Annotated in this window: 13 protein-coding genes; 10 read left to right on the forward strand and 3 right to left on the reverse strand. The window is 44.4% G+C overall.

Features of this window, described 5'->3' with window-relative positions; genetic code table 11:
* The 7 genes from ACKLNH_RS10170 to ACKLNH_RS10200 form a co-directional block, all read left to right on the forward strand.
* A partial coding sequence (locus ACKLNH_RS10170; RefSeq protein WP_413112147.1) for an invasin domain 3-containing protein occupies nt 1-966 on the forward strand: 966 nt, incomplete at its 5' end.
* A gap of 468 nt (nt 967-1,434) precedes the next feature.
* Nucleotides 1,435-2,016, forward strand: a complete 582-nt coding sequence (locus ACKLNH_RS10175) for a beta-ketoacyl synthase chain length factor (RefSeq protein ID WP_413112148.1) — start codon at nt 1,435-1,437, stop codon at nt 2,014-2,016.
* Nucleotides 2,017-2,049: 33 nt separating this feature from the next.
* On the forward strand, nt 2,050-2,322 hold the full coding sequence (locus ACKLNH_RS10180) for a phosphopantetheine-binding protein (protein WP_413112149.1): 273 nt from the start codon (nt 2,050-2,052) through the stop codon (nt 2,320-2,322).
* A gap of 459 nt (nt 2,323-2,781) precedes the next feature.
* A complete protein-coding gene (locus ACKLNH_RS10185) occupies nt 2,782-3,150 on the forward strand; it encodes an ApeI family dehydratase (RefSeq protein ID WP_413112150.1) in 369 nt (122 codons plus the stop codon).
* A 6-nt stretch (nt 3,151-3,156) separates the two neighbouring features.
* Complete coding sequence (locus tag ACKLNH_RS10190) at nt 3,157-4,695, forward strand: HAL/PAL/TAL family ammonia-lyase (RefSeq protein WP_413112151.1); 1,539 nt, start codon at nt 3,157-3,159, stop codon at nt 4,693-4,695.
* The gene (locus ACKLNH_RS10195) at nt 4,692-5,954 is read left to right on the forward strand and encodes a beta-ketoacyl-[acyl-carrier-protein] synthase family protein (protein ID WP_413112152.1); all 1,263 of its coding nucleotides are present in this window, start codon (nt 4,692-4,694) and stop codon (nt 5,952-5,954) included. Before ACKLNH_RS10190 ends, ACKLNH_RS10195 begins: the two co-directional genes overlap by 4 nt.
* Nucleotides 5,951-6,418, forward strand: a complete 468-nt coding sequence (locus ACKLNH_RS10200) for a hotdog family protein (RefSeq protein ID WP_413112153.1) — start codon at nt 5,951-5,953, stop codon at nt 6,416-6,418. The genes ACKLNH_RS10195 and ACKLNH_RS10200 overlap by 4 nt, the downstream gene beginning before the upstream one ends.
* Before the next feature lie 164 nt (nt 6,419-6,582).
* Here the strand turns inward: ACKLNH_RS10200 and ACKLNH_RS10205 are convergent, their stop codons facing one another.
* A complete protein-coding gene (locus tag ACKLNH_RS10205) occupies nt 6,583-7,005 on the reverse strand; it encodes a DUF6691 family protein (RefSeq protein ID WP_413112154.1) in 423 nt (140 codons plus the stop codon).
* A gap of 9 nt (nt 7,006-7,014) precedes the next feature.
* Entirely contained in the window at nt 7,015-7,446 is a 432-nt protein-coding gene (locus tag ACKLNH_RS10210) for a YeeE/YedE family protein (protein ID WP_413112155.1), read from the reverse strand.
* A gap of 191 nt (nt 7,447-7,637) precedes the next feature.
* Between ACKLNH_RS10210 and ACKLNH_RS10215 the strand changes: the two genes are divergently transcribed.
* Nucleotides 7,638-9,341: an FAD-dependent oxidoreductase gene (locus ACKLNH_RS10215; RefSeq protein ID WP_413112156.1), complete on the forward strand. Its 1,704-nt coding sequence runs from the start codon at nt 7,638-7,640 to the stop codon at nt 9,339-9,341.
* A gap of 212 nt (nt 9,342-9,553) precedes the next feature.
* A complete protein-coding gene (locus ACKLNH_RS10220) occupies nt 9,554-10,666 on the forward strand; it encodes a DUF481 domain-containing protein (protein ID WP_413112157.1) in 1,113 nt (370 codons plus the stop codon).
* Nucleotides 10,667-10,763: 97 nt separating this feature from the next.
* Here ACKLNH_RS10220 and ACKLNH_RS10225 read toward each other — a convergent pair whose 3' ends face one another.
* Entirely contained in the window at nt 10,764-11,633 is an 870-nt protein-coding gene (locus ACKLNH_RS10225) for a MurR/RpiR family transcriptional regulator (protein WP_413112158.1), read from the reverse strand.
* Nucleotides 11,634-11,831: 198 nt separating this feature from the next.
* Between ACKLNH_RS10225 and dcuC the strand changes: the two genes are divergently transcribed.
* Nucleotides 11,832-13,196 (forward strand): C4-dicarboxylate transporter DcuC, encoded by a 1,365-nt coding sequence (gene dcuC / locus ACKLNH_RS10230; RefSeq protein ID WP_413112159.1) that lies wholly within the window; start codon nt 11,832-11,834, stop codon nt 13,194-13,196.
* Nucleotides 13,197-13,229 lie beyond the last annotated feature (33 nt).

Here is a 13,229-nt window from a genome sequence, read left to right on the forward strand (position 1 = left end):
GTCGGCAGCGCACAAGCAGCGAGCTTTAGTGCCACGCTTGATCTTAGCCAGTCGACCTTTGGCTTAACGTCAAGCAGCGCCGCAGCCGATGGCAGTGCAGAGATTACCGCTAATCTACAGCTTAACGATTATGCTGGCAGTGCCTTTAGCGGTGATGTCAGTAAGGTAAATATCGCGCTGGCAAGCGGCACCGCAACAGCTGGCACCCTCAGTGATAATGGCAACGGCAGTTACAGTGTTAGCTTTACCTCTACTACTGCGGGCAATGTCAGCATTAGTGCTACCTATGACGGAACCCCTGTCGGCAGCGCACAAGCAGCGAGCTTTACTGTCGATGTGAGTGGTTCTGAGTCAACACTAGCGGCTAGTCCGGCGGCTGGGTTAAACATCGATAATGATACTTACCGATTAGCCGTTGGGGAGTCTCTTACGTTTACCCTTTTACTGAAAAAAAGCGATGGGGCGAACTATGGGAGCTCACTCGGTAACTTAACTATTTCTGGTGGCTCGGGTGCAACTGTTAGCCAGAATGATAACAATGATGGTAGTTATAGCATCACAATCAGTCGAGTTAGTGCAGGCTCCAATACGCTCAGCGTTCAAGTTGGTGGGATTACGATTGCAACGCAGCCAACGATTGTCTTTACCCAGGCGGATGCTTCACAGACGGTATTTACCGGTGGTGCCGCTCTGACAATGACGGTAGCTGGATCAGCATCGAAAACTATCACGGTTCGCGATGGTGATATGAATAACGTAGGGCATGGCGGGCACACCATCACTGCAGGCATTGCTCCAGCTGATAGTTGGGCAGTTGCAATGAATGCAGTATCAGATAACGAGGATGGTACCTACCAGCTTCAATTCTTGTGTGATAATGGCTTAGCAAGCACGAGAGTTATGTCATTCACAATCGATGTTGATGGGGAAACCGGGCCGCAATTCACTCTAACTTGTAATGATTAGAAAAACTCATTACTGATTCAATGCGGGCATTATTAATGCCCGCCTCTTCTTAAAATTAAAAACCACATGAAAATTTGATAACCACTTTAGTCGAAAAACTTCTTTCTTATTAAACCTAACTTTATAATTAACCCAAATAGCTAAGCAAGCGTACAATTATATATGCCACCAGCCACTACCCCCATTCCCAAAAAGCATGCCAACAACTCCGCAAATAACAAAACAATCAATACGGATAATCATAAAGCATGATATAGCTCGAGAAACGAATAAAACGCAAGCATCTATACATATGAATCATGAAAACAAATCACAAACAGACCAATTACACCAACAACTACACAAATAAATATTTATAAGGCTAAGAACAAGAGATAACCTATTAACACTCCAACGTATAATAACAATGAAAAAATGAAACATTCACCTATATCCAACGTCACCCTAAATGTAAAAAAGTGGAACAAATTGGAACAAAATGAAATTAATAATTCCATCTATTCTTCAAGTGACGACCTTAAAAGTAAGCCACAAGAAACAATCCCTAGTGGCATAAAGAGGAGAATGAGCCTCACCTCTAAATTAGCGACACAGGTAGCGTTAGAACTGTATAAGGATGAAAGTGTAGATTATGTTATATTTTCTAGCCAGCATGGTGAAATAGAAAGAACCTGTAACATACTAACAGACATTGCAAATAGGCAAGCTATCTCTCCGACTGCCTTCTCACAAAGCGTCCACAACACCGCTTCAGGGTTATTCACAATTATCTCACAGTGCACTGCACCCGTTTCTTCTATTTGTGCTAAAAAAGATAGCTTAAAATATGCTATATATGATGCGTATACCTACTTAGCGTGCTCGCCTAACGCAACAGTATTAATAGTACACTATGACCAAGTACCACCAGCACCACTAAACACCGGATTCGCAAATCAACCCCCTTATGCCTTTGGCGCATTACTCACTTTTAGCGATGACGCCTCTATCGATTTAGGTGTTGATATGCCTGCAATTATCAAACAAATAACAACCTCAACTGGTTTGTAATCAGCACCTTATACGTTCATACAGGAGAATAAAATGATCGATTTAGAAATGACTATAAAGAAAATAATTGTTGAATCACTGAACCTTGAAGGTATCAAACCCGAAGAAATTAATAGTGACGAGCCTTTATTTAACGATGGCTTAGGGCTTGACTCTATTGATGCATTGGAACTTGGCATGGCCTTAAAAAGCCACTTCAATATAAGTATTGAAGCTAGCAACGAAAAAATCAAGGATCACTTTAAGTCCGTTGCAACGTTAGCAAAGCACATCAACTCTCATATATCAGCCACTGAAGGCATTTAACAATATCAACGAAATGAGCTAAAACAATGACTGTCGTCCCTACAAAAATGCGTCATTTATTACAAAAGAACTATAACGCTACGCATTGTGTTAGGCTCTTTAACGGGGTCAGCATTACATGGCCCCAATATATTAACACTATAATTAAGTGGTTAAACAGATACGCAGGTAAAAACAGCGCTACTTGTATGGATAGTAGTTACACCATGAGCACTGAAAATATCGTTCACTTACTCACAAACAATAACATCATTATTCCTGCAAACACCCAAAATAAGAGTTCAAACTCACTGTCAGATCACGGGTACACACTATTACATGATGCGAAATGCGGTGTTATTCAGCATGATAAAAAAATAGAACAACGCTTAATTAAACATCCCTGCTTTAAAGGTTCTGCCGTCATCGCCATTTCAGTTCTGCGCCATCTTAATCTAAAGCCACATAAGGGAAACGTAAATGGGCACGCGTGATTTGACCATATTGTCACTCCAACATAGCGACATCACCATCGCCTCGAGCATACGATTTCCCGCACACTTACCCGATTTTAAAGGGCATTTTCCTACGGCTCCTATCCTACCTGGAGTGAGCCAAATCGATTATGTTATGCAGCTTGCCACGAAATATCTTCCTATTAGCGGTGATTTCAGCCAAATCGATAAACTCAAGTTTCAATTGCCGTTATCGCCAGAAAAGACCATTAAATTATCCATTCATTGGCTACCTGAGCAGCAAGCATTGACATTCATTTATACCTCGGATGCTGGCGTGCATTCGAGTGGGCGTATTCTGTTAAGTAATGCGTTCATACAACCAAAGAAGTGAAGGACTATGACAAAGAAAACAATAGAATTTGGTGCTGAAAGGCTACGTATTGAAGATGTAGTTTCTATTGCCAATGGGGCTAATGCCAGTTTGCCCACACACCCAGATTTTACGAACAAAATAGATCGAGGTGTGGCGTTTCTTGATCGACTGTTAAAACAAGAAGGTGTGATATATGGTGTAACGACTGGCTACGGTGATTCATGCACCGTTGCTATCCCACCAGAGCTTGTTGATACCTTACCGCTCCATCTTACTCGCTTTCATGGTTGTGGACTTGGCGACGACTTAACCCACTCTCAAGCCCGTGCTGTGATGGCAACTCGGTTATGTTCGTTGGCGCAAGGTGTGTCAGGTGTTAGTCATCAGCTTCTATCACAAATTGTCACCCTGATTAACCAAGATATTGCCCCACGCATCCCACAAGAGGGCTCGGTCGGCGCGAGTGGTGACTTAACCCCATTGTCTTACTTAGCTGCCGCGCTAATTGGAGAGCGAGAAGTACTCTATAAAGGTGAAATTGTCGCAACAAAAGATGTATTTAACCGACTCGGCATTTCACCATTAACACTGCGCCCTAAAGAAGGGCTCGCCTTAATGAATGGTACGTCAGTGATGACTGCACTCGCGTGTTTAGCTTATAGCCGTGCTGAATATCTAGTTAAACTGGCAACCCGAATTACTGCCATGGTCACGGTGGGAATGAAGGGAAATGACTTTCATTTTGACGAAACACTATTCGCTGTAAAGCCTCATCCTGGACAACAGCGCATTGCTGCGTGGTTACGGGCCGACCTCCATGCAGAGACCCCTCCAACTAACAGTGATCGTCTACAAGATCGCTACTCTTTGCGTTGTGCGCCACACGTCATTGGTGCCGTTGAAGATGCACTTCCCTGGTTACGCCAGCTGATCGAAAATGAGTTAAACAGTGCCAACGACAATCCAATCATAGATGGTGATAAAGAGCGCGTTCTGCATGGCGGTCACTTCTATGGCGGACACATTGCCATGGCGATGGATACCCTAAAAACAGCCATTGCTAATATCGCGGATCTGATCGATCGCCAAATGGCTCAATTGATGGACTATAAGTTTAACAATGGCTTACCATTTAACCTTACGGGTGCAGAGGGTGCTAGAAAACCGATTAATCACGGCTTCAAAGCCGTACAAATTGGTATTTCTGCATGGACAGCCGAAGCGTTGAAACACACAATGCCTGCCAGTGTATTCTCACGCTCTACAGAGTGCCACAATCAAGATAAAGTCAGCATGGGAACCATCGCTGCTCGAGATTGTTTACGTGTCATTACCCTAACCGAACAAGTGGCTGCTGCAGGTCTCTTCGCTGCATCACAGGGGATCTACCTACGTCAGCGTCAAGGAGAACTTAACCCACAACATATCAGTGATGCTGTACTGAAAATGCATTCGGCACTACAGCGTAACTTTGATCCTGTTATCGAAGACCGGCCTCTTGAAGGAGAGCTTCGTCAACTAATTAGCTATATTCAGGAACAGCACTGGGAGCTATATCCATGATAAAGCCTTCGCTAGCAGCGTCGGTTAACATAGCTACCACCTGCTTGGACACCGAATGTCGCACCACCATAGCTTCCCCCATCTACATCAACGCATGTGGCTTTATCTCCGCTCTGGGGAGTTCAACCAAGGACATTAATCAAAACCTACTAGCGGGTAATGCGCCTGGATTAATACAAGACAACACAACGCTTGTCGATCATTGCACTACCTTTGTTGGACGTGTTACCCAAGCTCTGCCATCAATTCCAACAGGACTAAACCTAACCAAAAGTCGCAATAATCAACTGGCACTCGCAGCACTTCTACCGTGTAGCGATGCCATTAATCAAGCAAAAGAACGTTACGGTAGTCATCGCATCGCTGTTGTTGTTGGTACCAGCACCAGTGGCATTGATGAAGGCGGAAAAGCGATAAAACAGTATGTTGAATCAGGTCAACTGCCGGATAATTACAGCTACAAGCAACAAGAGCTTGGTGATTTAGCACACTTTATTGCAAATTATTTCGGCCTTGACGGGCCGGCTTATGTTATTTCAACAGCCTGCTCATCAAGTGGTCGAGCATTTATTTCTGCACAACGTTTACTGAATGCAGGCCTTGTTGATGCAGTTGTTGTCGGTGGAGCAGATAGCTTATGCGGACTAACATTAAACGGTTTTCATGCACTAGAAGCCTTATCACAAAAGCATACGCAACCCTTCGGCCAAGCACGCGATGGTATCAATATTGGAGAAGCCGCTGCATTTATGCTGGTGAGTAACGAGCGTAACAAGAGCTCGCCCAATATCGCATTGTTAGGCGCGGGAGAGAGCTCAGATGCTTACCATATATCAGCACCTCATCCTGAAGGTCGTGGCGCAATCGAAGCAATGCACAAAGCACTCAACTCGGCAGGGCTACATCCAGAACAAGTGGGTTATATTAATGCACATGGAACAGCAACCCCTTTAAATGATCAGGTTGAGTCAAAGGCTATCCATCATATTTTTGCTGATAACGTGCCGGTGAGTTCCACTAAACGCCTCACAGGACACACGCTTGGCGCGGCCAGTGCAGTAGAAGCCGCCATCAGTTACCATATTTTACGTTATGACCTGACCATTCCAGCTCAATCGACGGCTTACTCGATCGACCAACGCCTTCCTCCTATTCAACTGGCCAAGCCTGACATTAAGCCTAGGCAACCAATAATTTTAAGTAATTCGTTTGCTTTTGGTGGGAATAATGTTTCTCTGATTTTTGGCGAGGTCTCATGATATTGCATCCCAAAGAACCAGTAAAAAAATTGTTTTCGCATAGTCCAGAAATAGAGACATTACTGCCTCACAGCCAACCAATGATCTTAATCGATAAGCTAATCGCATTCAGTGCCGGCGGTGCAACAGCACACGCCACCATTGATGCGAGTAATGTTTACTATCAAGCCGGCACAAATAGCGTACCTGCTTGGATAGGTCTTGAAATGATGGCACAAACCATTGCAGCAAAAGCTGGTTTTGAGGCATGGTTAAACGGTCAACCACCACCCAGTGGGATGCTTCTTGGCACCCGCCGTTTTCAATGCCAATGCCCAGCGTTTAAAGAAGGTCAAACATTAGAAGTTATCGTTACCCATCGTGCAAGCATGGGCACTATGCAGCAGTTTCACGGAGAAATTCAAGCAAACGGTCAACTCTTAGCTGAATGCGACTTAAACGTAATGACATCGACTGAGGCATAAAACAGAAAAGGATAGGCGGAGAACTATAATCACTGATGGCACACAATGAAAATTATAATCATTATACCAACGCCCTAGTTAAGGTTAAGCTAACTAGGGCGTTGTCACGTTACGAGTGCGAAATGGATTTGATATCCATTGAATTCACCACGGAGAATTCTCGCTTAACAACGCAGCGCCATTAGTTTATCTGTAATAAAAAGGCCTGCGCCCATCGCGATGATAAATAGAATAATAAGCAAGTTACCCGACCCCAACATGGTAATTGCTGGCCCTGGACAAATCCCGGCAATGCCCCAACCAATACCAAATAGCGCCGCACCACCAAGTAGCTTCTTATCTATCACATTGCTTTCCGGCATAAAAAAGCAGCGGTCAGCTATCGGCTTTTCACATCGACGAATAAGCAGAAAATAGAAAGGGATAAACACCAATAATGCCCCTCCCATAACAAAGGCCAACGTTGGATCCCATTCCCCAGCTATATCCAAAAAACCAATCACTTTTACTGGGTTAACCATGCCCGATATCATCATACCGATACCAAAAATAACACCTGACAGCAGTGAAAAACTAAGAACAAACATGATGGTATCCTAAATAATATGAAGACGAATAAAAACAGTTAGCATCGCGACGGCCATAAATGTACACGTCGCAATAATCGAACGTTTAGACATACGCCCAATACCGCAAATACCGTGACCACTTGTGCATCCGTTCCCCAAGCGTGCGCCGATACCAACAAGCAACCCAGCCACCACTATACTGAGTGGAGAAACCGCGTGCGATGCTCCTGACTCCAGTAATGGAAACTCATAACCTAATGCTAAAGCTGCAAATCCACCAACAACCATGCCGAGCAAAAAGAGCAAGCGCCAAGTAATCTCACCTTCACGTGGTTTCAACACACCAGAAAAAATACCGCTAATACCAGCAATACGTCCATTAACGATTAAAAGTAACGCTGCTGACAATCCCAGCAACATTCCACCTCGTAGGCCATCCCACGGAATTTCAAATAACATTGTTCATCGGCTCCTATCAGCACTAGATATAATTCTGGGGTGAATGTTACTAACTATTTTCCTTCAGTCAACACTTAATTAGATAAACATTTATTAGCATTTGCTCATGTAGTGCGGTATAGTTATTCAAACATAGAAATGAGCCATACCATCTCCATGGCTCAATAGCTTGGTCAAATGGGAGTTTATTTATGACAAAAATCGTAATCGTTGGTGGCGTTGCTGGCGGTGCCTCAGCGGCAGCACGCGCGCGTCGTCTAAGCGAAGATGCTGAAATTATTATGTTTGAGCGAGGCGAATTTGTCTCTTTTGCTAACTGCGGTTTACCCTATCATATCGGCGGTGACATCACTGATCGTTCAAAACTGCTACTACAGACACCTGAGAGTTTTTTGGCACGCTTCAATGTTGATGTTCGTGTAATGAATGAAGTGATCGCTATCGATCGTTCCAATAAAACTGTAACGGTTAAGAATTTACTTGATGGCAGCGAATATACCGAGCACTACGACTTCTTACTGCTTAGCCCAGGCGCTGCTCCAATTGTGCCACCGATCCCGGGTATAAATAATCCGTTAACGCACTCTCTGCGCAATATTCCTGATATGGATCGTATTATCAAAACGATTCAAATGAACAAGCCAGAACATGCCACCGTTGTCGGTGGCGGCTTCATTGGCCTAGAGATGATGGAAGCCTTCCACCAGCTAGGTATTAAGACAACGCTCATCGAAATGGCAGATCAAGTTATGACGCCGGTTGATCGCGAGATGGCAGGGATGGTTCATGCAGAGATCCGCGCCAAAGGCATAGACCTAAAGCTCGGTGTTGCGCTTGAATCTGTGCAGTTCGTCCCTAACCAGCATATCTCTAGCTTTGACTCTGGGGAAAACGAAGAGCATCAGCATATTGAAGGAGAGCTGAATCTCTCGCTGAGCAACAAAGAATCACTCACAACCGATATCTTAATTATGGCGATTGGGGTCCGTCCAGAAACCAAACTGGCAAAAGAAGCTGGATTACAGATTGGCGAACTCGGTGGCATCGCAACAAACCCGATGATGCAAACCAGCGATCCCTATATTTATGCGGTTGGCGATGCCGTTGAAGAAAAAGACTTTGTCACAGGTGCACAAACATTGGTGCCTTTAGCAGGACCCGCAAACCGCCAAGGTCGCATGGCTGCGGACAACATGTTTGGCCGCCAAGAGACTTACCAAGGCACACAAGGTACAGCGATTTGTAAGATTTTCGACTTAGCCGTTGCGTCTACCGGCAAAAACGAGAAACAGCTACAACGTGATGGCATCGACTATGAAAAGGTCTATGTACACACGGCAAGCCATGCCAGTTACTACCCTGGCGCTGAAATCGTCTCGTTTAAAATGTTATTTGATCCAGAAAACGGTAAGATTTTTGGTGCGCAAGCCGTAGGTAAAGATGGTATTGATAAGCGCATTGATGTAATGGCAGTTGCACAGCGTGCAGGCATGACTGTCGAGCAGCTCCAGCATCTAGAACTAACCTATGCTCCACCTTATGGCAGTGCAAAAGATGTCATTAACCAAGCGGCGTTTGTTGCAAATAACATCATTAACGGTGACGCTACTCCTATTCACTTTAATGAAATAGATAACCTCACCGACGACCAAGTTCTACTTGATGTTCGTAACCCAGGTGAGCTGCAAAATGTGGGCTATATCGATGGTGCGATTAACATCCCTGTTGATCAGCTACGCCACCGAATGAATGAGCTACCAAAAGACAAAGAGATTGTGATCTATTGCCAAGTTGGGTTACGTGGTAACGTCGCCTATCGCCAACTGGTTAACAATGGCTTTAAAGCCCGTAACTTGATTGGAGGCTATCGCACTTACAAGTTTGCGACCGCATAAATTAAAGGCTATTTACGACGTAAAAGGAGCACATCAAGTGCTCTTTTTTTATCATTGAAACAACACCTTTCGTTACATTTTCTTCCTCTTCGTCGTCACACATCAACAAGTTCAACTCTTGCTCTATACTGACATACAGTCTTATGACGCCATGTAAATTGTTAAGCTTTCAAATACGCGATATAGGTCAGTAACGGTATAAAATGACGATCATGTCTACATTGCTATGTGCATCGCTACTTACAGCGCAGCTCTCTAGCGCGCAGCAATACTATCACCCGAGTTCGACATTGACGGAGCCCGTCTCTCAATTAGAGCAACAGATGATCGACAATATTGGACTTACTGCCGATAAGGACTGGGTTCAGCTAACCTCTGGCGAGATCTTACACGGCAAAATTGAAGAGCTGTTTTATGAAAAGCTGACTTTTAAGAGTAAAGATCTTGGTACCGTTAGCATCAAGTTATCGAAGATACACCGCCTCTACTCCCCAAGAAAAATGGCATTATATATCGGAGGCCTCGGAACGTTTGAAGGCAGTGTCCTGCTTGATGGCAACCTATTGTCAATTGATGGTAGTCCGCAGTTCACCATCAACCCAGCAATGATCGTATCACTACATGCGCGCCGTCAGAAAGAGCTCGATCGCTGGGAAAACAAAATTACGTTAAGTGCCAATGCAGCAAGAGGAAACAGCGAATCTATCGATATATCGAGCAAACTGTCAGCGGAGCGTACCACCTACCGGTCGCGAACTCGAATAAACTATACCGGCATTCTTTCCGTCAGTGACGGTCAAGAAACGGATAGAAACCACCGCTTAACGAGCAGTTACGATATATTTCAACACAGCCGTCAGCTCATTCGCCCATTACAAGTAGAACTTTATCATGCCCCGCTACTCAATATTGATCTACAAACCAAAATCGGCTCCCAAATCGGTTATGAGCTGTTAAACAGTGACCAACGCTCTTGGGAACTGTTCGCAGGTCCCTCTTGGCAACGTACACACTTTCGCGACGTTGCAGACAATACAGCGACACAAACATCAAGCCTAGGTGCAACGATCAGTTCTTCATTTCAAATGGATATCAGCCGTGATATCGAACTCTCTCACGATTATGACCTCACAATTACAGAAAAGGACGCAGGGCAATTGATTCATCACAATGTCCTGGCTCTAAATATCGAACTAACCGACATCGTAGGACTCGATATTGACTTTATTTGGGATAGAACAGAATCCCCTACTCCCGACAGTAGCGGTGATGCTCCAGATAAAGATGATTATCGCCTAACTTTCGGGATTGGCGTCGACTTTTAACACTTAATACACATATCACCAATCAAGTAACATTGACTTGCTCACTATCACCACAACTTGGGAAAACGGTTTTCCCGTGCTTCAGGATAGATAAATATCAGTAATGGAATGTATCAAAATCTGACAATATGTTCTCTAATGCATCAAAACGCTCTGGTATACCAATTCGCTGAGTTAGCGCATTGACCAACGCCTCAACCACAGCCAGCCCAGTGACACGACTTTGGAAAACGCCCATTGAGTCACTCTGAACAAGCAACTGAACATGGCAGTAGGGAGTGTACGGGTTAACACCATGATTTGTAAGAACAATAACCTTGCCACCTTTACTATGAAACCACTCAACCAGCTTAACTGCGACATCAGAATAGCGATAATATGAGATTACGAATAGCGTATCACCCGCTTTCATATCGAGCAGATGGTGGGGCAATAGGGTCACATCAGGGGTCAAATGACGAACATCTTCTCGAACATAACGCGTTAGCATAGTGAAATAGGTGGCAAGGCCATTCGAAGACGACGGACCAAAAACATAGAGCGCACTATTCTTATTGGCAAATAGGTCTAACGCTTGTTCAAATCCTGCTTCATCAAATGTGCTCGCTAAGGAGCTAAACGTTTGCTCTAGCTCCTTTAGGTAACTTTTCGCAGAAATTGGAACATCTTCTTCTGGCGCATTCAGGCGACTCGCTATTCTTGATGGTGTCTTAATATGGGTATTTTGCAGGTGCAGTACCACTGCTTTTTTAAAACGAGAGAACCCCTGAAAGCCAATATTTTGAACAAACCTGCCTACAGAGGTTTTACTCGCTTCACTTCGCTTTGCCACCTCTTCTATACCTAAATACGGCAGTTGTTCGAAATGAGTAACAACGAACTCAGCGACACGATTTTCGGCGCATGATAGCGGTTGGCGCTCAGCAATCTTCAGCTTTAGTTCAGCTAGTTCTAATGTCTGTTCCATATAGGTTACTTGATTGGTTACCCTTTTGATTACGTGTAAATGTTGCATAACCATAACTTAACAAGATAAGGCGCAAGCATTGGTCTAGATTATAGAAATATGACTGGAAACACAATTCAATGGGGGAATAGGTGATTCCCATTCCCTTTTGCATTGTTTTGCTATTTTATAGCGCTACAAACAAACACGGAGCTTATAATGTTCTCTTTAATTGCAATTCCAGTAGTCATTACCACTGGTTACTTTATCATCAAAAAATACAACACTCAGGCATGCCTGTTCACTGCAGGTATCATTATGATGATACTAGGAGCATTAAACGGCAACACTGATTTTATCCCGTCGAATGCTTCTTCAACTGGCACTGTTGTTTTTGACTTCTTTGTTGTTATCAAAGCACTCTCTTCATCTACTTTGGCTAACCTTGGCCTAATCATCATGGCTGTTGGTGGTTTTTCTAAGTACATGAGCCACATTGGTGCTGCTAACGCAATGGTTAAAGTGGTAACTAAACCACTCTCTGTTTTCAAAAGCCCTTATGTTGTGTTGGCATTGACTTACATCGTTGGTCAAATCATCAATATCTTTATTCCAAGTGCGGTTGGCTTAGCAATGCTTCTATTGGTTGCTCTATACCCTGTACTGGTTCGTATTGGTTGTACTCCTGCCGCAACAGCCGCAGTGCTTGCAACCACAGCCGCGCTAGATTTAGGCCCAGGCTCTGGTAACTCTAACCGTGCGGCAGAAGTTATCGGCATTGATGCTGCGAACTACTTCGTTGCTAACCAAATGATCGTTGCACCTGTGGTAATGATTGTTATTGCGGTTCTACACTTCTTCTGCCAACGTTTCTTCGACAAGCGTGATGCAGCAAAAGGTATTACGCCTGAAACGCTACAAGTAGATGATACCGAACAACGTAACGTTCCTGCTTGGTTCGCAATCCTGCCTGTACTACCGTTAGGCCTACTATTGGTATTCAGTGAGTTCATGATTAGCGCAATTAAAGTTGACGTTGTAACGGCTATGTTCTTCAGCCTTGCGGTCGCTATGCTAGCTGACCTCATTGTGACTAAAGATGTGAAAGGTGTTGCTGACTCACTGAAAGTTTACCTAACGGGTATGGGTAACTCATTCTCAGGTGTTGTTGCACTTATCATCGCTGCTAACACCTTTGTTGTTGGTCTAACTGCGATGGGCTTTATCGATACTCTACTGGGTGCCGGTTCAAACCTTGGCCTTGGTTACATAGCGATGCTCGCCGTGATGATCGCTATCATCGGTGCGACTGCGCTACTATCAGGGTCTGGTAATGCAGCATTCTTTAGCTTCTCGCCGCTAGCACCAAGTGTTGCTGAAACTGTTGGCGTATCAACTGCGTCACTAGCGCTTCCAATGCAACTTTCAGCAGGTATCTTCCGCTCATTCTCACCAGTTGCTGGTGTCGTGATTGCTTGTGCCGGTGCTGCTAACGTTTCACCAATCGCTGTTGTAACACGTACTGCGATTCCTATGCTAGGTGGTATTGTTGCACTACTTGCAATGAGTGCTATCGCACTGTAAGTGATACAAACACCTAAAAAAGGCTGCTTCGGC

The sequence above is a fragment of the Thaumasiovibrio clandestinus genome, assembly GCF_047250365.1.
In the GTDB taxonomy this organism is placed as follows: Bacteria; Pseudomonadota; Gammaproteobacteria; order Enterobacterales; family Vibrionaceae; genus Thaumasiovibrio.